At 68.2% G+C, this 21366-nt stretch carries 18 protein-coding genes; 7 read left to right on the forward strand and 11 right to left on the reverse strand.

Annotated elements, in window-relative coordinates:
- Positions 1 to 90 precede the first annotated feature (90 nt).
- The gene (gene ydiJ / locus ABIC51_RS26010; protein WP_226129289.1) at positions 91 to 3144 is read right to left on the reverse strand and encodes a D-2-hydroxyglutarate dehydrogenase YdiJ; all 3054 of its coding nucleotides are present in this window, start codon (positions 3142 to 3144) and stop codon (positions 91 to 93) included.
- A 153-nt stretch (positions 3145 to 3297) separates the two neighbouring features.
- On the opposite strand from ydiJ, the gene ABIC51_RS26015 reads away from it, so the two are divergent.
- Positions 3298 to 4188, forward strand: coding sequence for a LysR substrate-binding domain-containing protein (locus ABIC51_RS26015; protein ID WP_027792174.1), 891 nt, complete (start codon positions 3298 to 3300; stop codon positions 4186 to 4188).
- Between the two features lie 28 nt (positions 4189 to 4216).
- On the opposite strand, the gene ABIC51_RS26020 is transcribed toward ABIC51_RS26015, so the two are convergent.
- A complete protein-coding gene (locus ABIC51_RS26020; protein ID WP_027792175.1) occupies positions 4217 to 5068 on the reverse strand; it encodes a LysR substrate-binding domain-containing protein in 852 nt (283 codons plus the stop codon).
- A 110-nt stretch (positions 5069 to 5178) separates the two neighbouring features.
- Here ABIC51_RS26020 and ABIC51_RS26025 point away from each other — a divergent pair, with 110 nt between their 5' ends.
- Positions 5179 to 5826, forward strand: coding sequence for a LysE family translocator (locus ABIC51_RS26025; protein WP_175862893.1), 648 nt, complete (start codon positions 5179 to 5181; stop codon positions 5824 to 5826).
- A gap of 30 nt (positions 5827 to 5856) precedes the next feature.
- On the opposite strand, the gene ABIC51_RS26030 is transcribed toward ABIC51_RS26025, so the two are convergent.
- Together ABIC51_RS26030 and ABIC51_RS26035 are read right to left on the reverse strand one after the other, a co-directional pair.
- Positions 5857 to 7194, reverse strand: a complete 1338-nt coding sequence (locus tag ABIC51_RS26030; protein ID WP_226129293.1) for an epoxide hydrolase family protein — start codon at positions 7192 to 7194, stop codon at positions 5857 to 5859.
- A gap of 102 nt (positions 7195 to 7296) precedes the next feature.
- On the reverse strand, positions 7297 to 8082 hold the full coding sequence (locus tag ABIC51_RS26035; RefSeq protein ID WP_354006696.1) for a sulfite exporter TauE/SafE family protein: 786 nt from the start codon (positions 8080 to 8082) through the stop codon (positions 7297 to 7299).
- A 292-nt stretch (positions 8083 to 8374) separates the two neighbouring features.
- Between ABIC51_RS26035 and ABIC51_RS26040 the strand changes: the two genes are divergently transcribed.
- Complete coding sequence (locus ABIC51_RS26040) at positions 8375 to 9718, forward strand: aminotransferase-like domain-containing protein (RefSeq protein ID WP_175855629.1); 1344 nt, start codon at positions 8375 to 8377, stop codon at positions 9716 to 9718.
- A 46-nt stretch (positions 9719 to 9764) separates the two neighbouring features.
- Here ABIC51_RS26040 and ABIC51_RS26045 read toward each other — a convergent pair whose 3' ends face one another.
- From ABIC51_RS26045 to msuE, 4 genes are all read right to left on the reverse strand, one after another.
- On the reverse strand, positions 9765 to 11213 hold the full coding sequence (locus ABIC51_RS26045) for an APC family permease (RefSeq protein ID WP_354006697.1): 1449 nt from the start codon (positions 11211 to 11213) through the stop codon (positions 9765 to 9767).
- Between the two features lie 97 nt (positions 11214 to 11310).
- Positions 11311 to 12540, reverse strand: coding sequence for an SfnB family sulfur acquisition oxidoreductase (locus ABIC51_RS26050; protein WP_042975765.1), 1230 nt, complete (start codon positions 12538 to 12540; stop codon positions 11311 to 11313).
- A 174-nt stretch (positions 12541 to 12714) separates the two neighbouring features.
- Positions 12715 to 13818: a dimethylsulfone monooxygenase SfnG gene (gene sfnG / locus ABIC51_RS26055; RefSeq protein ID WP_027792181.1), complete on the reverse strand. Its 1104-nt coding sequence runs from the start codon at positions 13816 to 13818 to the stop codon at positions 12715 to 12717.
- A 36-nt stretch (positions 13819 to 13854) separates the two neighbouring features.
- On the reverse strand, positions 13855 to 14415 hold the full coding sequence (gene msuE / locus ABIC51_RS26060; protein WP_226129295.1) for an FMN reductase: 561 nt from the start codon (positions 14413 to 14415) through the stop codon (positions 13855 to 13857).
- 48 nt (positions 14416 to 14463) lie between these two features.
- Between msuE and ABIC51_RS26065 the strand changes: the two genes are divergently transcribed.
- The 4 genes from ABIC51_RS26065 to ABIC51_RS26080 all read left to right on the forward strand — a co-directional run bounded on the left by ABIC51_RS26065 (position 14464) and on the right by ABIC51_RS26080 (position 19163).
- On the forward strand, positions 14464 to 14652 hold the full coding sequence (locus tag ABIC51_RS26065) for a hypothetical protein (protein WP_175855637.1): 189 nt from the start codon (positions 14464 to 14466) through the stop codon (positions 14650 to 14652).
- 232 nt (positions 14653 to 14884) lie between these two features.
- Positions 14885 to 16117, forward strand: a complete 1233-nt coding sequence (locus ABIC51_RS26070; RefSeq protein ID WP_404842943.1) for an acyl-CoA dehydrogenase family protein — start codon at positions 14885 to 14887, stop codon at positions 16115 to 16117.
- Positions 16072 to 17214: a sigma-54 interaction domain-containing protein gene (locus ABIC51_RS26075; protein ID WP_185625772.1), complete on the forward strand. Its 1143-nt coding sequence runs from the start codon at positions 16072 to 16074 to the stop codon at positions 17212 to 17214. Before ABIC51_RS26070 ends, ABIC51_RS26075 begins: the two co-directional genes overlap by 46 nt.
- Positions 17215 to 17462: 248 nt before the next feature.
- Complete coding sequence (locus ABIC51_RS26080; protein ID WP_226129299.1) at positions 17463 to 19163, forward strand: dihydroxyacetone kinase family protein; 1701 nt, start codon at positions 17463 to 17465, stop codon at positions 19161 to 19163.
- 33 nt (positions 19164 to 19196) lie between these two features.
- Here ABIC51_RS26080 and ABIC51_RS26085 read toward each other — a convergent pair whose 3' ends face one another.
- From ABIC51_RS26085 to ABIC51_RS26095, 3 genes are all read right to left on the reverse strand, one after another.
- Positions 19197 to 19667, reverse strand: a complete 471-nt coding sequence (locus tag ABIC51_RS26085) for a hypothetical protein (RefSeq protein ID WP_124546877.1) — start codon at positions 19665 to 19667, stop codon at positions 19197 to 19199.
- 58 nt (positions 19668 to 19725) lie between these two features.
- On the reverse strand, positions 19726 to 20013 hold the full coding sequence (locus ABIC51_RS26090) for a DUF1330 domain-containing protein (protein ID WP_021160733.1): 288 nt from the start codon (positions 20011 to 20013) through the stop codon (positions 19726 to 19728).
- 213 nt (positions 20014 to 20226) lie between these two features.
- The gene (locus tag ABIC51_RS26095; RefSeq protein WP_175901372.1) at positions 20227 to 21087 is read right to left on the reverse strand and encodes an HTD2 family dehydratase; all 861 of its coding nucleotides are present in this window, start codon (positions 21085 to 21087) and stop codon (positions 20227 to 20229) included.
- Positions 21088 to 21366: the final 279 nt, after the last annotated feature.

A 21366-nucleotide genomic window follows, 5' to 3' on the forward strand; every position in this document is an offset into this window, starting at 1 on the left:
CATGCGTCGACAGCGGCTCAACGCTTGCCGCTTGTCGCTCAACGCCGGAACGGAATTCGTCTCACGGGCACCGCGCCATGCGACGCCCGATCATCCTCCCGCCGCCCGCACGTGATCGAGCAGCGCCTGCAACGGATGGCGCACCTGCTTCGAAGACATCCGCTTCACCTGGCTGCGGCATGAATAGCCGGTCGCCAGCGCCTCGCCTTCCCCATCCGCCGCATCGACGTGCGCCGCCCACGACTGCGCATAGATCGTCTTCGATGTCTCGAGATTGCGCGCTTCGTGCCCATAGGTGCCCGACATCCCGCAGCACCCGGTTGCCTGCACCTGCAAACGCAGCCCGCGTCGTGCAAACACCTGTGCCCATTGCTTGCCGCTGTCGGGCGCATTGGTCTTCTCGGTGCAGTGCGGCAGCAACCGGTAAGAACCGGCGGCGCGCGGCACGCCGCCCGCTTCCGGCAGCGCCTGCAGCAGCCATTCCTGCGGCAGCGCCACCTTCGGCACATCGGCGAGCCCCGTCACCTTCAGGTATTCCTGCCGATACGTGAGCGTCATCGCCGGATCGAGGCCGACCAGCGCGACACCCGAGCGCGCCAGCGCCGCCAGCTGCCCGGCATTGCGGATCGCCGCCTTCTCGAACGCGCGCAAAAAACCTTGCACGTGCAGCGCCTTGCCGTTCGGCGCGAGCGGCGCGAGCCACACCTGAAAACCCGTGCGAGCCGCCAGCTCGATCAGCGTCGCCAACTGCTCGGTATCGAAATAGCGCGTGAACGTGTCCTGCACGATGACGACGCTGCGTGCGCGCTGCGCGTCGCTCAGCGCGGCGAGCGCCCGCGGGTCGGCCGGCTTCACGCGCCATTCGCGGATCACGGCGGCGAGATCGAAGCGGCTCAGGAGCGGGCTGTCGACCATGCCGACGTGCCGCTCGAGCAGCGTGCGCACCCAGCCGGCGCGCATCAGCCCGTTGTACAGCGCGGGCACGCGCGCCATCCACGGCATCGTGAATTCGAGCGAGCCGATCAGGTAGTCGCGTAACGGCCGCAGGTAGCGCTGGTGATACAGCTCGAGAAACCGCGAGCGGAATTCGGGCACGTTGACCTTGACCGGGCACTGCCCGGCGCACGATTTGCACGCGAGGCAGCCGGCCATTGCGTCGTACACCTCGTGCGAGAAATCGGCCTCGCCGTTGCGCGCCGCGCGGCTGTTGCGCCAGCGCGCGGCCAGGCCGCGCAGGGACGGCTGCCGTGCGCGCGCCGCCGCGACGACGTCGACGCCGGCCTGCCCTTGCAGGCGCAGCCATTCGCGCATCAGCGACGCGCGCCCCTTCGGCGACTGCACGCGTTCACGCGTCGCCTTCCACGACGGGCACATCGCGTCGTCCGGATCGAAGTTGTAGCACGTGCCGTTGCCGTTGCAGTGCATCGCCGTGCCGTAGCTCTGCCACACGCGCTCGTCGATCTGCCGGTCGTGGTCGCCGCGCGTCGGCACTTCGTCGATCTTCAGCAGCCGCATCGTGTGATCCGGCGGCGTCGCGATCTTGCCCGGGTTGAACTGGTTGTGCGGATCGAACGCGGCCTTCAGCTGCTGCAGCGACGGATACAGCTCGCCGAAGAACGCCGGCGCATATTCGGAGCGCACGCCCTTGCCGTGCTCGCCCCACAGCAGGCCGCCGTGGCGCTGCGTGAGCTCGGCCACCGCATCCGACACGGGCCGCACCAGCGCCGCCTGCTTCGGGTCCTTCATGTCGAGCGCCGGGCGCACGTGCAGCACGCCCGCGTCGACGTGGCCGAACATCCCGTACTGCAGCCCGTGGCCGTCAAGCAGCGCGCGGAATTCGGCGATGTACGCGGCGAGATTCTCGGGCGGCACCGCGGTGTCCTCGACGAACGGCTGCGGGCGGGCCTCGCCCTGCACGTTGCCGAGCAGGCCGACCGCGCGCTTGCGCATCGCATACACGCGCTTCACCGCGTCGTCGCCGGCCGCGAGCGTGTGGCCCAGGCGCTCCACGCCGGTATCGGTGCGCAGATGGTCGACGAACGCACGCACGCGTGCGTCGACGTCGTCCGCGTCGTCGCCGCTGAATTCGATCAGGTTGATGCCGAGCGTCGGACGCGCGTCGTCCTGCGGGAAATACTCGGCGACGCTGCTCCACACGAAGTCCTTCATCGCGAGCATCAGCACCTTCGAGTCGACCGTCTCGATCGACAGCGGCTCGTGCGCGAGCAGGGCGCGCGCGTCGCGCAGCGCATCCATGAAGCCCGCGTAGCGCACGTTGACCAGCACCGAATACTTCGGGATCGGCAGCACGTTGAGTTTCGCCTCGACGACGAAGCCGAGCGAACCTTCGGCGCCGCACAGCACGCTGTTCAGGTTGAAGCGGCCGTCGGGTTCGCGCAGGTGCGCGAGGTCGTAGCCGGTCAGGCAGCGGTTGAGCTTCGGAAACTTCGCTTCGATCGGCGCGGCCTTGTCGTCGCTGATGCGTCGCGCGGTGCGGTACACCTTGCCGATGCGGTCCTGCCGCGCGCAGCGGCGCTCCAGTTCTTCGTCATCGAGTGCGTCGCTGTGCAGCCGCTCGCCGCCCATCAGCACGAAATCCAGTTCGAGCACGTGATCGCGCGTCTTGCCGTACGTGCAGCTGCCCTGCCCGCTCGCGTCGGTGTTGATCATCCCGCCGACGGTCGCGCGGTTCGACGTCGACAGTTCCGGCGCGAAAAACAGCCCGTGCGGCTTCAGCGCCGCATTGAGCTGATCCTTGACGACGCCCGCCTGCACGCGCACCCAGCGGCGCTCGACGTTGATTTCGAGGATCCGGTTCATGTTCCGCGACAGGTCGACGACCACGCCGTCGGTCAACGACTGCCCGTTGGTGCCCGTGCCGCCGCCGCGCGCTGCCACCGCGACGTCGCGATGCGCGGGCTCGGCGAGCAGCCGTGCCAGCAGCTGGACGTCGTCGGCATGCGCGGGGCAGATCACCGCTTGCGGCAGGCGCTGGTAGATCGAGTTGTCGGTGGCCTGCACCGTCCGGTTCGCATGGTCCGCGCGGATCTCCCCGGCGAATCCGGCGGCCCGCAGCGCGGCGAGAAAGTCACGGTACGCATTCGCGGGCGGGCGGGCGGGACGGGGCAACGAGGCGATCGACATGGGGCAAAAGCGCAGTGTGGGTGGAGCCGGCCGGTTCGCGCGCTCTGAAACATGATTTTTTGGCAAGTTTCCGCGCGACCGGGAATTCCAGTATCTTTGCAATTTCCGTGAGAAACAAACGAATTCTCACCCGGCGAATATTGCATAAAACTCATGAATTACCGTCGCCTCACCCCGTCCATGTCGCTGCTGCTCGTGTTCGAGGCCGCCGCGCGGCATGAAAGCTACACGCGCGCGGCCGAGGAGCTGTCGCTGAGCCAGAGCGCGATCAGCCGGCAAGTCCAGACGCTCGAGGATCAACTCGGCGTGCCGCTGTTCCGGCGCGAGGGCCGCTCCGTGAAGCTGACCGAGGTCGGGCGCCGCTACTTCGCCGAGCTGAGCGGCGCACTGGGGCGCATCCGCGGCGCGACGCTTCAGGCGATGTCCCACCAGGCGGGCGCCGGCACGCTGCGGCTCGCCACCTTGCCGACGTTCGGCTCGAAATGGCTGTTGCCGCACCTGCACGACTTCTACACCGCGCATCCGGGCGTGACCGTGCACCTCCATTCGCGGATCGGCGCCATCGATTTCCTCAACGACGACCTCGATGCGGCCATCACCGTCGGCGCGGGCGACTGGCCGGGCCTGCACGCGCACCGGTTGTACAACGAGTTCCTGATCGCGATCGCGCCGCCGGACACCGGCAGCCGCCGCAAGGCCGACGCGCGTTCGCCGGCGTGGGCCGCGAAACAGACGCTGCTCGGCGTGACGAGCAACCAGCAGGCGTGGGCCGAGTGGTTTTCGCACTATCGGCTCGACCATCGGCAGATGCGCATCGGCCCGAGCTTCGAGCTGACGTCGCACCTGATCCAGGCCGTGCGGGCCGGGATGGGAATCGGGCTGGTGCCGAAGGTGCTGGTGGAAGACGAGCTGGGCCGCAACGAACTCGTGTCGATCGGCGACGCGATCACCAGCCAGCGCAGTTACTACCTCGTCTATCCGCCGGGGAACGAGACACTGCCGTCGCTCGTCGCGTTCCGCGAATGGCTGCTGAAGTCGTGCTGAAACTCGGCCGCCGGCGGGCTGCCCGCGTTCAGGTACGCCATTCGCCGAGAATCTGCTCGGCCAGGTAGTCGCACGGCGGGCGCGCGGACTGCGCGCTGCGCGCGAGCACGACCTCGAGTTCGCCCAGCGGCGGCAGCCCGTGGCTTTCCGACAGCTGCACGAGATGATCGGGAATGCAGCAGCGCGCCAGCGGCGCGACCGCGAGCCCGGCCTCCACCATGCTGAGGAGGCCGAGGTGGCTCGGGCTCTCGTAGGACATCCGGTACGGGATCTTCCGCCGGTTCAGCGCCTTGACCGCCTGATCGCGCGCCATGCTGCCGCCGTGCGTGAAAAAGGCCACCGGCAGCGGCCGCTCCTCCCATACGTTGCGTTTCGGCGACCCGGCCCACACGAGCGGTTCGAGCCGGATCAGCTCGCCGGTCACGCCCTTGATCCGCGTGAGGCACGCGAGGTCGACCGTGTTGTCCTTCAGCATCGGCACGAGCGCGCTGCTCGGCTGGCCGATCACGCGCACTTCCACACGCGGGTGCATCGCGGCGAACTTGCCGAGCACCTGCGGCAGCAGCGACGAAATGTAGTCGTCGGGCACGCCGATCGTCACGCGGCCGCGAATCTCCGGGCGCACGACCGACGCCCAGGCCTCGTCGCGCATCGCCAGCATCCGGCGGCCGTATTCGGCAAGCATCGTGCCTTCGCCGGTCGGCGTCACGTTGCGCGTGTCGCGGATGAAGAGGGGCTTGCCGAGCGCATCTTCGAGCGCCTTGATCTGCATGCTCACCGCCGACGGCGACCGGTGCACGGCCTGCGCGCCCTGAGCGAACGATCCGGATTCGGCGACGGCCACCACCATCGCGAGTACATCGAGGTCGAGCTTTTTCATCGTATTCAGAAAAACTGATCAATCGATTCAGTTTATCCCGTTTTACTGTTCGCCTCCACGATCGGACAATGATTCCCGTCAGCACTCACTCGTTGCAGGAATCGTCAGACATGCATACGTCCGGATCGCTCTACGGGTTTCTCGTCATCGGCGGCATGCTCGCGGTCACGCCCGGGCCGAACATGGTCTACGTGATGTCGCGCTCGATCGCGCAGGGCCGCACGGCAGGGCTCATTTCACTCGGTGGCGTGATGATCGGGTACCTGTTCTACATGTTCGGCGCGGCGTTCGGCATCACGACGCTGTTCATGAGCGTGCCCTATGCGGGCAGCGGGCTGGCCGTGGTCGGTGCGGCGTACCTGCTGTATCTGGCATGGCAGGCCGTCAGGCCCGGCGGCCGCTCGCCGTTCGAGGTGCGGGCGTTGCCCAGCGAGCGGCCGCTGCGGCTGCTCGCGATGGGCGCGACGACCAGCGTGCTGAACCCGAAGCTCGCGATGCTGTTCATTTCGTTGCTGCCGCAGTTCATCGACTACCGGAACGGCAGCGTGCTCGGCCAGTCGCTGCTTCTCGGTTCGCTGCTGATCGCCGCATTCGCCTGCGCGAACGGGACGGTGGCGATCTGTTCCAGCAGCATCGCGAAGTTCCTGCACAGGCGCCCGACGCTGCTGCTCGCCCAGCGCTGGGCGATGGGGCTCATCCTCGGCGGGCTCGGCGTGCAGATGGTGGTCGACGCGTCGAGGATGGCAGGTGTGGCGTGATCCGCGAATCATACGGTCGCGCGAATGTGTTCAGCGCAGTGACCGGAAGCTCGCACGCAGTTCTTCCGACAGCGCATTCGGCTGCTCCCAGGCCGCGAAATGCCCGCCACTGGGCAAACGGTTGTAGTGAATCAGTTTCGGATATGCGGCCTGCGCCCAGCGCTTCGGCGCGGCGTAAATTTCATCCGGAAACACGCTCACGGCCACCGGAATGGTCACATGCTTCGGCGCAAAGAATTCAAGCTTGCTCTCCCAGTACAGGCGCGCCGACGAGACGCCCGTGCGGGTCAGCCAGTAGAGCGTGACGTTGTCGAGCACGTCGTCGCGCGTCAGTCCCTCGGTATGGCCATCGAAAACGCGCTCGATGAGCGCGAGGCCGCTCGCGTCGTGGTCAAGCATCCATGCGGCGAGTCCGACCGGTGAATCCTCGATGCCGTACAGCGTCTGCGGGCGGTTCGCCATTTCCTGCGCATAGCCGAGGCCGTGCCTGTAGAAACGATCGAGCTGCTCGAACGCGTGCCGTTCGTCCGGCGGCAAACCGGCGAGCGCGGGCTCACCGGACTTGAGTGCCTTCGCGATATCGTCCGGCACCGTGGCCGGCATGTTCGTGTGAATCGCGACGAGCTCCGGCGGCGCGATCAGCGCCATCTGCTCGGTCACGGCATTACCCCAGTCGCCACCCTGCGCCACGTAACGCCGGTATCCGAGACGTTTCATCAGGACGATCCACGCGCGCGCAATGCGCACGGGATCCCAGCCGGTCGCAGCGGGCTTGCCCGAGAACGCGTAGCCCGGCAACGATGGAATCACCACGTCGAACGCGTCCGATGCCATGCCGCCAAAGGCCGTCGGATCGGTCAGCGGCCCGATGATCTTCAGTTGCTCGATGATCGAGCCGGGCCATCCGTGCGTGACGATGACGGGCAACGCATCCGGATGTTTCGAGCGAACGTGGATGAAATGAATGTCGAGCCCGTCGATCCGGGTGACGAACTGCGGAAGTGCGTTCAGCGTCGCTTCGACCCTGCGCCAATCGTAGTCGGTCGCCCAATAGCGCGCGAGTTTCTGCATCGTCTCGAGAGGCACGCCCTGTGATGCGTCGGCGACCGCTTCCCGTTCGGGCCAGCGCGTTGCGTTGATCCGCCGCCGCAGCTCGGCAAGTTGCACGTCCGGCGCATGCACCCGCAGCGGGCGCACGGCGGACGCGTCGCCGCCGGCCGGTCGGGCAACGCCCACGACGGCCCTGCTCGTTTCGGTTTCGGTTTCGGCAAACGTGAGGCGGCTCAATGAACCTGCCACCGCGGCGGTCGCGGCTACGCCCATGAAATGACGCCGCGACGGCGTCCGCAAAGAAGTATCAGTCGACATACACGCTCCTGTTGGTCGGACGAACGACATCTGCACTACTGATTACCTGTCATTCGCAAGAACTTCGCACCGGCACCGGGAACGGGCGCCAGTGCGCCCGCTTCACGCGAGATAGCCGGAAACGCCGTCCCAGAAGAGTTTCAGCGCGGTCACCGCCAGCAATCCGTAGCAGATCCGATAGATCAGGCGCTGGTCCAGCCTGCCATGCAGCCGCCAGCCCAATACCACGCCGGCCGGAACGGCGAGCAGGCAGACCGCCATCAATGCCCAGACGTTCATGGTCGGCCGCACGATCAGCATCCACGGCACCGCCTTGAGCGCGTTGCCCACGGTAAAGAAAAGACTCGTCGTTCCCGCGTACATCTCCTTGCCGAGACCGAGCGGCAGCAGGTACATCGCGAGCGGCGGCCCGCCCGAATGCGCGACCATCGTCGTGACGCCCGACGCGAGACCGGCGGTCACGGCCTTCGGTCGCGAACGCGGACGGACCGTCAGCTGCGCGCCGCCGGCCACCCACAGGCCGACGAATATCAGCGTGACCGCCGCCATCAGGAGTTCGATGGCCCGATGGTCGAGAAACCGAAATGCCAGATAGCCGCATCCGATACCCATCACCAGCCCGGGCAGCAGCAGAACGAGATCCGGCTTCGACCACGTCGAAGGCTTCCAGTACCGCAGCGCGAACAGATCCATCGCGATGAACAGCGGAGCGAGCAGACCGCCGGCGGTCACCGGGTCCATCACGAGCGACAGCAGCGGTATGCCGATGATCGCGAATCCACCGCCGAACGCGCCGCGCATGAACGCGATCACGAACACGCCCGCGAACGCGATCAGGATGGTGGTCGGCGTCAGTTGCAGCCCCACCGCGACCGGTGCGGCCGTCATGGCCGACTCGCCGACACGGAACGCCATACGGCGGGCTGCCGGGAGCCGGCTCGAAGCTGCGTCGCCGCCATGCGAGCGATCAGGGTTGAACGCGTTCCATGCATACTGCCTCTCAAATGGGTATGCCGGGGCGATGCAGTGCGCCGGTCAGGTGCACTGCCTGCCGCCCGAGTCGTACAAGCGTTGCAGCCCCGGTACAATCGACTCGACGAAATCAGAATGCACCGCCTCACATCTCAGTGCAATTAAAACATTGACCTCGGTGCAATAATCATTGTTATCGGTGCAATCCATGTCCAAATCCGAGTACCTGCAACTGGCCGACGCGATTGCCGCGCAAATCGCCGACGGCACACTGGCGCCCGGCGATCGCCTGCCTCCCCAGCGTCTTTTCGCCGACCAGCATGCAATCGCCGCATCGACGGCGGGCCGGGTCTACACGGAGCTCTTGCGACGCGGGCTGGTGGTAGGTGAAGTCGGCCGCGGCACCTTCGTGTCGGGCGAGACGCGGCGCGGGGCGGCGGCGCCCGGGGAACCGCGCGGCGTACGGATCGATCTCGAGTTCAACTATCCGAGCGTCCCCGATCAAACGGCGTTGATTGCACGAAGCCTGAGCGGATTGCACCGACCGGCGGAACTCGATGCCGCGCTGCGCGAGGCCACCAGTATCGGCACCGCGGCCATCAGAAGCGTAGCCGCCGCCTATCTGTCGCAACCGGAATGGTCGCCGTCGCCGGACCAGCTCGTGTTTACCGGTAACGGGCGGCAAAGCATTGCCGCAGCCGTGGCCGCGGTCGTTCCGACCGGCGGGCGCTGCGGCGTGGAAGCGCTGACCTACCCGTTCATCAAGGGCATCGCCGCCAAACTGGGCATCTCGCTGGTACCGCTGGCGATGGACGATGACGGCGTGCGTCCCGACGCAGTGCAAAAGGCGCACCGTGAAGCCAGGCTGTCGGCAATCTATGTCCAGCCGGCCATCCAGAACCCGCTGGGCATGACGATGAGCACCGCGCGTCGCGCCGAACTGTTACGCGTGGTCGAAAAGCTCGACATTCCCGTCATCGAGGACAACGTGTACGGCTTCCTCGGCGACGAACCGCCACTGGCCGCGCTCGCTCCGGACACCTGCATCGTGATTGACAGCCTGTCCAAGAAGGTCACGCCCGGCATGACCCTGGGATTCATCGTGCCGCCGCCGCGGCTACGCGAAAGCGTCATGGCATCGGTACGCTCGGGCGGGTGGACCGCCTCGGGATTCGCATTCGCGGCCGCGCAGCGGTTGATGCGCGACGGCACCGTGGCCGAGCTCGCGCAACTCAAGCGCATCGATGCAAGCGAGCGCCAGGCGCTGGCAATCGATCGTCTCGCGGGTTTCGATATCCGGACCAACGGCAAGTGCTACCACCTGTGGCTGACCTTGCCGGCGCACTGGCGCTCACAGGCGTTGGTCGCGGCCGCGGCCAGGCGCGACATCGGGCTGACGCCGTCGACCACGTTTGCCGTCTCGTCCGGCCATGCACCGAACGCGGTGAGGCTCGCACTGGCCGCGCCGACCATGGACCAGCTCGACGCCGGGCTGCGGACACTGACCGCGATACTGAACGGTCGCGAAGAAGATTTCGACTTGACCGAATAAGCCCCGTCCAGCCGACCGGCGCGCCGAAGTCCGACGGCGCGCCCCGTCACTTCATCAGCAACTCGGCCTCCATCTCGCGCAACCGCTCCGGAAAGCGGACGCGCAGCACCAGGAACCACCCGAGCCCGATCGCCAGCAGCGCGACGAACACATAAGGCAGCCACGCATACACGCCCTCCGGCACCGGATACACGCTGCCGGCCAGCGGAATCGCGAGCAGCACGACCGCAATGACGCTGATCGCCACATGCCGCGCGCGAAGCCGGCGCTGGCGGCGCAGATAGAGCGGCGCGCCGATCGCCACCAGCACGTATGCAAGCAGCCAGCCATACGTGGCAATCGAGCTGAGATAGCCATACGAATCGAGTAGCGCGGTGCCGCGCGCGGTGAATACCAGCGCGGTGACCAGCGCCAGCACCACGATCAGCGCCACCGCGACGTGCGGCGTCGCATTGCGCTCGTGTGCGTGGCCCGTCGACGCATGCAGCACGCCCTGCCGCCCGAACGTATAGACGATCCGCGCCGCCGCATTGATCGACGAAAAGAACGCCGCGAAGAAGCTCAACGCCACGCCTGCGTCGATCAGCACGCCGACCCAGCCGGCGCCGAGCCGATGCGCGAGCACCGCGAGCGGGCCGTCGACCCGGTCGAGCGGCGGCGTCTGCCCGTGGAACGCGCTCACCATCCCGTACGCGCCGATCACGAACAGGATCGCCGGCCCGACGACGCTGATCAGCACCGCGCGCGGAATCGCGCGGAACGGGTCGCGCGCTTCCGCGCCGAGCACGGTCGCACTCTCGAACCCCGTGAAGCTGAAGAACGCGAGCACCATCCCGAGCTGCAGCTGGGTCGGCTTCACGCCTTCGAGCGTCAGTTGCGCGCGATCGACCGGATGCCCGCCGAACGCGATCGTCCCGATCACGACGACGGCGATCAGCAGCAGCGTGGCGAGTTCGACGAACAGCGTGAAACGCGTGGACAGCCGGATGTCGCGAAACGCGATGTACCACGCGGCGAACGCGGTGACGACCGTGAGCCCGAGCACGGCGCCGAGCGGCGTCGCGCCGCCGAGCAGCCCGGTCTCGCGGCCCAGCACGAGAAACGTGTTGATCGTCCCCTGCAGGATGCCCGCGGCGGCCACCGCATAGGCAATCAGCAGCGACCAGCCGCAGATCGCGCCCCAGACCGGCCCAATGCCGGCCGACACGTATGCATACAGCGCCCCCGGCGACGCCGAATCGCGCGCGAACACCGAGATGCTCCACGACGCAAACAGCAGCGCGACGATCGCGAACAGGTACGCGAGCCACGTGCCGTTGCCGGCCGTCGCGAAGACGGCGGGGATCAGTACGCCGATCCCGCCGGACACGCCGACGAGGCCGATCGACTGCGCAATCAGTTCGGGCAGGCTCAGGTAGTTGCGCCGCAGGCCGCCCGCCGGCGGTGCGGCATGCTGCGCGGGCAGTGCCTGCGCGGGGCTTGCTGGATGACTCATCGATTGACCTCGTCAGGAATGAAGCGGCGCCGCGTACGTGCCGTCCGCGGCGGTAGTGGTGAGGGTGAGGGTGGTGACGGCGGCCGACGCGAGCCGGTCAGTTCCAGGAGTGGCGCGCGGGCTTCACGCCGTTGAGGTAGTAGTTGCCGATCGCGTGATACTTCCAGCGCACCGGGTCGTGCAGCGTATGCACCCGCGCGTTGCGCCAGTGGCGGTCGAAGTTGTATTTCGCCAGCGTCGACTTGCTGCCGCCGAGCTCGAACAGCTTGCTCGCGGCAAGCAGCGCGACCTCGGTCGTCGCGATCTTCGCCTCGCCCACCGCGATCGCGGCCTGCGCAACCGTTTCCTCGCCCGGCTCGCGCTTCGCCGCGTCGACGAAGCGGCCCGAGCGCGCGAGCAGCGCTTCGGCCGCGTGCACGCGGTACGCGATGTCGCCGATCTGCGCGACCGTCAGCGGGTCCTCGCTCGCGCGCTCGACGCCGCTGTCGATCCACGGGCGCGCATGCTGCTGCACGAACGCGATCGTGTCCTGCAGCGCGGCGCGCGCGATCCCGAGGTCGATCGCGGCGGTCGTGATCTGCGCGAACGGGCCCGCGAAGGTCGGGCGATCGTACGAACGCTGCGTGTGGAAGATTTCGAACGGGCTCACGCGCACGTTCTCGACGATCACCGTGCCGCTCGCGGTCGTGCGCTGCCCGAAGCCGCTCCAGTCATCCACGACGGTCAGCCCCGGCGCACCCTGCCGCACGAAGGCGAGCACGGCCTGGTCCGACTCGTCGAGCGCGAGTACCGGAATCCAGTGCGCGAACAGCGTGCCGGTCGAATAGAACTTGCGGCCGTTCAGCACGAACGCGTCGCCGTCGCGATGCACGCGCGTCCGGATATCGAGCACGTTCTTGCCGCCGGCTTCGGAAAACGCGTTCCCGTAGCGCGTGCCCTTCAGGACGAGATCGAAGAAGAAGCGCTTCTGCGCATCGCTGCCCTCGAGGCGGATGTCCTCGATCAGGCAATAGTGGTTCTGCGGGATCTGGCCGAGCGACGGGTCCGCCTCGGAAACGATCGCGATCACTTCCGCGAGCGTCACGTTCGACACCTCCGCGCCGCCGTATTCGCGCGGCACGGTGATTCCCCACAGCCCGCTCGACGAGAACAGTTCGATCTCGTCGAACGGCAGCTTCCGCTCGCGGTCGCGCAACGCGGCGTGCTCGGCCAGCCGTGCCGCGACCTGGCGCGCGACGTCGAGTGCCTCGGCATCCGAGCCGATGACGGGAACGGGCGTGGCGCCCGCTTGCGGTTGCACGTTTTCTTCGATGATTTCCGTAGACATGTCGATTCCGGCAAAGCTCATGAACCGGCCGGCGGCGCCGGGAAGCATCCGCCGACCTCCTGTTTCGATATCCGAAACGTCAAACCGGGTCGACCCGCGAGAACCGCCGGTGTCGCCCCTTCGATCGGCCGGTGCGCGGCACGTGTACGTGCCCGCCGCGCACCGGCCCCCGCGTCACGCGGCAACCGCCTGCCGTTGAGCCTCGAGTTCGCGCACGAGCGGCAGCACGCGCTGGCCGAAGTACTCGACCTCCTCGATGAAATGCAGGAACCCCGCAAGCACGAGATCGACACCGATCGCCTTCAGCGCGACGATCCGTTCGGCGATCTGCTGCGGCGTACCGATCAGGTTCGTGCGGAAGCCGTCGTTGTACTGCACGAGATCCTCGAACGTCGATTTCGCCCAGTTGCCCTCACCCTCCGGCGACGCCTTGCCGGCCTGCTTCACCGCATCGCCGAACGCGTGCACGGCCTCGACGTGCGCGTGCCGGATGATGTCGTCGAGCACGGCCTGCGCCTCTTCCTCCGTATCGCGCGCGATCACGAACGCGTTGACGCCGATGCGCACGCGATGGTTGTTCGCCGCCGCCTTCGCACGGATGTCGTCGATCTGCGCCTTCAGGTTCTCCGGCGTATTGCCGTTCGTGAAATACCAGTCCGACACGCTCGCTGCGTTGTCGCGCGCCGCGCGCGAGCTGCCGCCCTGGAAGATCTCCGGATGCGGCTTCTGCACCGGCTTCGGGCTCAGCGTGTAGTCGTTGAAGCGGTAGAAATCACCCTTGAACGTGAAGTTGTCCTGCGTCCAGATGCCTTTCAGCGCCTGGATGAATTCCTTCGAGCGCCGATAGCGTTCGTCGTGCTCGAGCCACGGCTCGCCGATCGCGGTGAATTCGCCCTTGAACCAGCCGCTCACGACGTTGATCGCGATGCGTCCGTTCGAGATGTGATCGATCGTCGCGAGCTGCTTCGCGACCACGGCCGGGTGCCACGGCCCCGGCAGGATCGCGGCGAGCACCTTGAGCTTCGTCGTCGCATGCAGCAGCGCCTGGCTGAACGACACCGACTCGTGCTGGTATTCGGCGCCGTAGCCGGCCGTGAAGCGGATCTGGCTCAGCGCGTACTCGAACCCGGCCGCCTCGGCCGTGCGTGCGAGCTGCTGGTTGTATTCGAGGCTCCAGTCGGTGCGTTGCTCGATCGTGCTGACGACGAGGCCGCCGCTGACGTTCGGCACCCAGTAGGCGAACTTGACGCCGTCGGCGGAAGAGTCGGAATGGCTCATGAGTGTGTCCTGGTCAGAAGGGAAAACGCTGGCGGCCTAGGCGGCCGCGACGGAAAGCGCATGCGGGCGCAGCTGCGGCACCGCGCGATCGACGGCGAGCGCGATGCGCGCACGCAGCGCCGGGCTCGCGATCTGGTACTGGTCGAAATCGCTTTCGGACGCATACACGCCGATCGGCAGCGTGCGTGCCTGGAAGAAGCTGAACAGCGGCCGGAGCTGATGGTCGATCACGAGCGCATGACGCTCGCTGCCGCCGGTGGCGGCGAGCAGCACGGGTACGTCGACCAGCGCCTCGTGATGCACAAGGTCGAACAGGTGCTTGAAGAGGCCCGTGTACGACGCGCGATACACGGGGCTCGCGACGACGAGTGCATCGGCCGTCTCGATCGCACGGATCTGCGCGTCGAGGTCGGCCGGCACCTGCGCGCGCGTCAGCGCGCCGGCCAGCCGGCTGCCGATCTCGCCGAGTTCGATCAGCCGCGTGTCGATCGGCAGCGCGGCGTCGAGTGCCGCGACGATCGCGTCGGTCAGCGCCAGCGTGCGCGACGGCCGCTGCAGGCCGCCCGATATCGCGACCACGTTGATTGCATTGCTCATCGGTTGCATTCCCATTGTCGAATCGGGTGCCGATGCACCCGCCACGTCATGGGTCAGCAAGGAGCGTGCCATTTCGACGAAGGCGATGAAAAATCGATCGTCTGCATGACGAAATGCATCGTGATCGACGGCCTGTCGTGGCGCGCCCGCCGATCGACACACGTTGATAAGCGTGCCAGCCACGGCATCACAACCATATTCCGCAGCACGATGAACTGGGGGAAACAGCGCTGCTGATGCACTGCTGCGTAATCAGCAGCGCGGCGTGCGGCGGACGCATTTTTCCGCTTCCGCACGGATTCCGGCAGGCGCGCAGCGTCCAGCGCAGCAATCCGGCATTGGTTATCAGAAATCGATGTTTCCCGCGTTGCGTAAAACGTTGAACACTCTGCTGATCACGCAGCACCCGGTCGGCAACGCCCGATGCAGCCTGGCCGTTTTCGTGCAGCGACCCGACGCATTCATCGCCATGACATCCATTTCCGTATCGCCCCGCGCGGAAAGCCTGCGCGTCGTCGCGCCGTCCCGCGACGAACCGGCTCCTCCCGACGCGCTGCAAACCGCCGGACGCCTGGCGGCCGGCTTTGCACGAACTGCGGCCGAACGCGACCAGCAGGGCGGCACGCCGAAGGCCGAGCGCGACCAGTTGCGCGACAGCGGCCTCCTCGCGCTGAGCATCCCCGCCGCCTACGGCGGCCTCGGCGAAAGCTGGCGCACGACGTTCGACGCGGTCCGCGTGCTCGCGGCCGCCGACAGTTCGCTCGCGCACGTATTCGGCTTCCATCACCTGATGCTCGCGACCGTGAGGCTGTTCGGCACGCCCGCGCAGTGGGAATCGTGGTTCGAGCGAACCGCGCGCCAGCAGTGGTTCTGGGGCAATGCGCTGAATCCGCTCGACGAACGCACGGTCAGCCGTTCGCGCGGCGCATGGCACGAGTTCAGCGGCCAGAAAAGCTTTTGTTCGGGGGCGCTCGATTCGCAGATGCTGATCGCGTCCGCGCACGACGCGCAGACGCGCGCGTTCCTGATCGCGGCCGTGCCGACGCAGCGCAGCGGCATCTCGATCGCCGACGACTGGAACAACATCGGCCAGCGCCAGACCGACAGCGGCACGGTCACGTTCGAGAAAGTGCGCGTCGAGGAACACGAACTGCTGACGGACCCCGGCCCGCTGTCGACGCCGTTCGCGTGCCTGCGCCCGCTCGTCGCGCAGCTCGTGCTGACGAACGTGTATCTCGGCATCGCCGAAGCCGCGTTCAGCGACGCGCGGCACTACACGCTGCACGAAGCGCGGCCGTGGCCCGGCGCGCAAGTCGCGAGCACCGGCGACGATCCGTACATCCTCGGCCAGTACGGCGAATTCTGGGTCGGGCTCGAAGCCGCGCGCGTGCTCGCCGACCGCGCGGCGGATCGCCTCGACGCCGCGTGGGCGCGCGATGAGGCGCTCACGCATGCGGAGCGCGGCGAGGTCGCGCTCGCCACGGCCGCGGCAAAGGTGTCGGCCACCCGCACCGGGCTCGATCTCTGCACGCGCATGTTCGACGTCGCCGGCGCGCGCGCGACGCATGGCGCGCTGCGGCTCGACCGGCACTGGCGCAACCTGCGCACCCATACGCTCCACGATCCGCTCGCGTACAAGATTCGCGAGATCGGCGAATGGGCGCTCAAGCGAACCTGGCCGACGCCGGGCTTCTACTCGTGAACCGCTCCCCTTCCGATGCGTGGCCCGACGCCGCGCCCGTCCTCACGCTGCCCGACCGGCCCGCGCTGGCGACGTCCATTCGCGCCCGCGCGCAGGTGTTCGTCGATCCGCGCTCGGTCGCGCTCCTCGAACGGATTCGCCTGGTCGCGCCGAGCGACGCGAACGTGCTGATCGTCGGCGAAACCGGCACCGGCAAGGAACTGATCGCGCGGCACGTGCACGGCCTCAGTCGCCGCAGCAACGGGCCGTTCGTCGCGGTGAACTGCGGTGCCTTCTCCGAGACGCTCGTCGAGAGCGAACTGTTCGGCCACGAGAAGGGCGCGTTTACGGGCGCGTTCAGCGCGAAGCCCGGCTGGTTCGAAGCCGCGAACGGCGGCACGCTGTTTCTCGACGAGATCGGCGACCTGCCGCTGTCGATGCAGGTCAAGCTGCTGCGCGTGCTGCAGGAGCGCGAGGTCGTGCGGCTCGGCTCGCGCACGGGCGTGCCGATCGACGTGCGCGTGGTTGCCGCGACCAACGTCGATCTGCAGCAGGCCGTCGCGCACGGGCAGTTTCGCGGCGACCTGTTCTACCGGCTCAACGTCGTGCAGCTCGCGGTGCCGACGTTGCGCGAGCGCCCCGGCGACATTCTGCCGCTCGCGCGCCACTTCTTCGACGACTACCGGAGCCGCCTCGGCTACGGGCCGCGCAGCATCGACCCGCGCGCCGAGCGCCGGCTCCAGGCATACGGCTGGCCCGGCAATATCCGCGAACTCGAGAACGTGATCCATCACGCGCTGCTCGTGAGCCGCCACGACGCACTGCAGGAGGCCGACCTGCATCTCGCGTCGCCCGACGCGACGGCCGCCGCCGAGCATGCACAGGCGCAGGAACCCGACCCGGCAGCCGGTGCGCAGGCTGCACTCGAACGCGCGCTGCGTGCGCTGTTCGACGAGGATCACGGCAACCTGTTCGAGCGCATCGAGGACACCGTGATGCGCGTCGCGTTCGAATTCAGCCACCGCAACCAGATCCAGGCCGCACGGCTGCTCGGCATCAGCCGCAACGTGCTGCGCGCCAGGCTGATTCGCGCGAAGGAGATCGCGGCAATGAAGTAGCCGCGCATGGGAGCACGCCGCCGCCCCGCTCCGGCGCGTTTCGCGCCGCGATCCGTGCGGCAAGGTTCGAACCTGATGTATCGTGGCGCGAGGCGCGCGCCTCGTTCCCCTCCCGCATCCGGTCGTCCGTTGCATGACCGCCCGGGCCCGGCGACAGGGCGCACGCACGATCCTCCGCAACACGAAAGGCCGTCCGGCGCCCGTGCGGGCCCGGCCGTGCCTCGTTCACCCGTCCGGAACCCGTCGCCATGAAAAAGCTTGTCAACCGCCCGTCCGATGTCGTCCGAGAAATGCTGGAAGGCATCGCGCGGCAGTCGCCGCATGTCGCGATCCTCGGCGACGAGCACGTGCTCGTCCGCCAGCCGCTGCCCGAGCCGGCGCAGCGCCCCGTCGCCGTCCTCTCCGGCGGCGGCAGCGGCCACGAGCCCGCGCACGGCGGTTATGTCGGCGAAGGGATGCTGAGCGCGGCCGTCTGCGGCGAAGTGTTCACGTCGCCGTCCACCGACGCGGTGCTCGCCGCGATCCGCGCCAGCGCGGGCCCGAACGGCGCACTGCTGATCGTGAAGAACTACACGGGCGACCGGCTCAATTTCGGGCTCGCCGCCGAGCTCGCGCGCGCGGAAGGCATTCCGGTCGAAACGGTGATCGTCGCCGACGACGTCTCGCTGCGCGGCCGCGTCGAGCGCGGCCAGCGGCGCGGGATCGCCGGCACCGTGCTGATCCACAAGCTCGCCGGCGCGGCTGCCGCGCGCGGGCTGCCGCTCGCACGCGTCGCGGCCATCGCGCGCGACGCGGCGGCCGAGCTGGGCACGATGGGCGTCGCGCTCGACGGCTGCACGATCCCCGGCGCCGACAAGTCGGGCTTCAGCCTTGGCGATCACGAGATCGAACTCGGCCTCGGCATCCACGGCGAGAAAGGCGTCGAACGCCGCGCGCCGCTGCCGGCCGATGCGCTGGCCGACACGCTGCTGTCGAGCATCGTCGCCGATCTCGTGCTCGACCGCGGCGAACGCGTCGCGCTGTTCGTCAACGGCCTCGGCGCGACGCCGGACATGGAACTCGCCATCGTGCTGCGCGCCGCGCACGACAACCTAACGCGGCGCGGCATCGTCGTCTTACGCGCGTGGGCCGGCACGTTCCTGTCGGCATTGAACATGCCCGGCTGCTCGATTTCCGTGCTGCGGCTGAACGACGAACGCGCGGTGCTGCTCGACGCGCCGACGCAGGCGCGCGCATGGCCGGGCGGCGGCGCGGTGAATACGCAGATCCGCGTGGCCGAGGCCGCTGCGCAAGAAGCGCCGCTGCCGCCGCTCGATGCGACCGGCCGCGCGTGGGCGGCGCGCCTGCAACCGGCACTGCATGCGGTCGCGCAGACGCTGATCGATCATGAGCAGACGCTGACGGACCTCGATGCGGCCGCCGGCGACGGCGATCTCGGTGCGAGCATGCTGCGCGCCGCACAGGCGATCCTCGCGCTGCCGGAAACCGCGTACGGCACGCCGGCCGGCGTGCTCGCGGCGCTCGGCGCCGCGTTGCGCCGCGCCATCGCCGGCAGCTCGGGGCCGTTCTATGCGACCGCGCTGCTGCGCGCATCCCGCCGGCTGGCCGATGTCGCCGAGCCGTCGGCGCGCGACTGGGCCGCGGCGTTCCACGGCGCGGTGGATTCGATCAGCGAACTGGGCGGCGCGCACGCCGGCGACCGGACGATGCTCGATGCGCTGGTGCCGGCCGTCGCGGCATTCGAACGGGCGCTCGACAACGATCGCGATCACGCGGGCGCATGGGCGGCGGCGGTCGAAGCCGCCGAGCACGGTGCACAGGAAACCGCGCAGATGACGCCGCGCGCGGGGCGCGCGAGTTATCTCGGCGAGCGCGCGATCGGCACGCCGGATGGCGGTGCGGTGGCGGTGTCGTACTGGTTGCGCGCATTGCAGCCGCACGTGCGATAAGCGGTGGCGGCAGGCTGATGCGGGCCGCCCACATCAGCCTGCCGCACGCGTTCCGGTTCGCCCCGGCAGGAGCGCGGCGCCGATTGCGGCCATGCCGAAACTCGCGAGCCAGCACCAGTAGCCGATTGCATCGAGATGAACCGGCTCGACCCCGCCGGCTTCATTGACGACGATCCGATGCTGCGTCAGGAAGCTCGACCCGAACAGCAGCGCGAGCACGGCCAGGGTGACCGCCTGCGTGCGCCGGCGCTTCGCGATCAGCCACCAGGCCGCGAACACGAGCGGGTTCGCGAGCCACGCGAAGATGCCGAAGAAAAGGCCCATCCAGCCGGTCAGCAGCACCTGCCAGCCGTCGGCCCATGGATGCGGATCGGGTGCGCCCGTGCGGAACGGCACGGTGAACATGGCGACCAGATAGAGCACGACGCTGATCGCGAGCAGCACGGTCGTGGCGCGGCCCATCGGCGGTCGGACGGTCGCAGTGGCGGGGGTCGATGTGTTCATGGGCGTGCCGGGCGTCCGGCGTCGCAGCGCGCCGCCGGAAGCGCCCGATGCGGGTCGTTCAGACGCCTTCGACCAGCACGGCGCGATAGCGCGCGCCCTTGAAACGATGCTGGACGACGTCCTGGTATTCGGGGCCGTGATACCACGCGTGCGCGGCTTCCTTCGACGGAAACTCGACGATCACGACACCTTCCGGGCCTTCGCCCTCCAGTGTTTCCTGCGGGCCATAGGCGGCGAGCACCTTGACCGGATGCCCGGCGAGCGTCGCGCCGACCTTGCTCTGGTAGACGTCGAGTTCGTGCTGGTCCTGCGTGCTTTCACGTGTAAACACAATGTAGGTGGCCAAGATACGTGCTCCTGATGCGATGCGTGGAAGGTGGAAAGGCCGGCCGCGCGCCGCACCGTCGGGCAGGACGGCACGCGGCCTGCTCGCAGCTTACAGCGGTTTCGCGACGAGCGCCGGGGCCCGCCCGCATGCTCGCCCGAGCAGCTGCGGCGGGCACCACCGGTCGTCCGCGTACGGATCCTGCCGCGACGCGGACGAACGGAACGGCGCCCGTCACGCAACGGTCGCGGTGGCCTGCATCGTCAGCCAGCCGTCGCGATCCTTCGCCCACAGCTCGATCGTCTTGCCGTCGTCCGACGGCTTGCCGCACAGCGTGAACGGCTCCCCGTCGAACGTCGGGCGCACCGCGCGGAACGCAAAGCTCGCGAGCGCGGCATCGGGCCGTTCGCGCCGCACGAGATCGACGAGCAGCGTCGCGATCAGCGGGCCGTGCACGACGAGCCCCGGATAGCCTTCCTCCTGCGTCACGTAGCTGCGGTCGTAGTGGATGCGGTGGCCATTGAAGGTCAGCGCCGAATAGCGGAACAGCATTATTGCGTCGGCCGTGACCGTGCGCGACCACGCCTCGCCTGCCGGCGCCGCGATCGGCTTCGGCGCGGGTGCGCCCGGCTGCGGCGCATCGCGATAGACGATGTCGTGCTCCTCCTCGACGCACGGCACGCCGTCGCACTCGATCCGGTGCTGCACCGTCACGAAGACGAGGCGGCCGCTGCGGCCCGTCTTGTCCTCGAGGTTCACGATCGTCGATTCGCGTATCGCGCGCCGTCCCGTGCGCAGCGGCGCATGGAACGTCAGGCGGCCGCCGGCCCACATGCGGCGCGGCAGCGGCACGGGCGGCAGGAAGGCGCCGCGCTTCGGGTGGCCGTCGGGGCCGAGTTCGGCCAGCGGCGCGACGGGCAGGAAATAGAGCCAGTGCCACATCGGCGGCACGACGTCGCCGGGCGACGGGCGGTCGAGCGTGGCGGCCAGCGCGTTCAGCGGGAACGCGGTGATGTCGTCGCCGAGCGTTTCGGTCTTGCCGAGCCACGCGTCGAGCGACACCGGGGCGGACGGCTGCGAGGATGGGGTGGACACGTGCGGAATCTCCGGGAGGCTTGCAACGGCTTCAATATGCACGCCGCGCGCCGTTTCGCGAAGCCGGATTTCCCGAATCGCTTCCCGATTCCCGGCTTCGAACCCGCCTCCCCCGCCACGTGGCCGCGCCGGACGGTTTTCGTCTGACCATTCGATCGCGGTCGCCGTGCGCGGGCCGGGCCGACATCCTTGCGGCTTGACCACCGCCGGCACGCCGCCTAAATTGCTTCAGACGGGCCGGCCGCGACGTGTCATGCGGGTGACAAAAACGATAGTTTG

The organism is Burkholderia sp. 572, from assembly GCF_040545135.1.
Lineage (GTDB): Bacteria > Pseudomonadota > Gammaproteobacteria > Burkholderiales > Burkholderiaceae > Burkholderia > Burkholderia cepacia.

Coding starts and splice junctions, on each gene's coding strand:
- ydiJ (WP_226129289.1), bottom strand. CDS start 3,144: ATGTCGATCGCCTCGTTGCCCCGTCCCGCCCGCCCGCCCGCGAATGCG.
- ABIC51_RS26015 (WP_027792174.1), top strand. CDS start 3,298: ATGAATTACCGTCGCCTCACCCCGTCCATGTCGCTGCTGCTCGTGTTC.
- ABIC51_RS26020 (WP_027792175.1), bottom strand. CDS start 5,068: ATGAAAAAGCTCGACCTCGATGTACTCGCGATGGTGGTGGCCGTCGCC.
- ABIC51_RS26025 (WP_175862893.1), top strand. CDS start 5,179: ATGCATACGTCCGGATCGCTCTACGGGTTTCTCGTCATCGGCGGCATG.
- ABIC51_RS26030 (WP_226129293.1), bottom strand. CDS start 7,194: ATGTCGACTGATACTTCTTTGCGGACGCCGTCGCGGCGTCATTTCATG.
- ABIC51_RS26035 (WP_354006696.1), bottom strand. CDS start 8,082: ATGACGGCCGCACCGGTCGCGGTGGGGCTGCAACTGACGCCGACCACC.
- ABIC51_RS26040 (WP_175855629.1), top strand. CDS start 8,375: ATGTCCAAATCCGAGTACCTGCAACTGGCCGACGCGATTGCCGCGCAA.
- ABIC51_RS26045 (WP_354006697.1), bottom strand. CDS start 11,213: ATGAGTCATCCAGCAAGCCCCGCGCAGGCACTGCCCGCGCAGCATGCC.
- ABIC51_RS26050 (WP_042975765.1), bottom strand. CDS start 12,540: ATGTCTACGGAAATCATCGAAGAAAACGTGCAACCGCAAGCGGGCGCC.
- sfnG (WP_027792181.1), bottom strand. CDS start 13,818: ATGAGCCATTCCGACTCTTCCGCCGACGGCGTCAAGTTCGCCTACTGG.
- msuE (WP_226129295.1), bottom strand. CDS start 14,415: ATGAGCAATGCAATCAACGTGGTCGCGATATCGGGCGGCCTGCAGCGG.
- ABIC51_RS26065 (WP_175855637.1), top strand. CDS start 14,464: ATGGGTCAGCAAGGAGCGTGCCATTTCGACGAAGGCGATGAAAAATCG.
- ABIC51_RS26070 (WP_404842943.1), top strand. CDS start 14,885: ATGACATCCATTTCCGTATCGCCCCGCGCGGAAAGCCTGCGCGTCGTC.
- ABIC51_RS26075 (WP_185625772.1), top strand. CDS start 16,072: ATGGGCGCTCAAGCGAACCTGGCCGACGCCGGGCTTCTACTCGTGAAC.
- ABIC51_RS26080 (WP_226129299.1), top strand. CDS start 17,463: ATGAAAAAGCTTGTCAACCGCCCGTCCGATGTCGTCCGAGAAATGCTG.
- ABIC51_RS26085 (WP_124546877.1), bottom strand. CDS start 19,667: ATGAACACATCGACCCCCGCCACTGCGACCGTCCGACCGCCGATGGGC.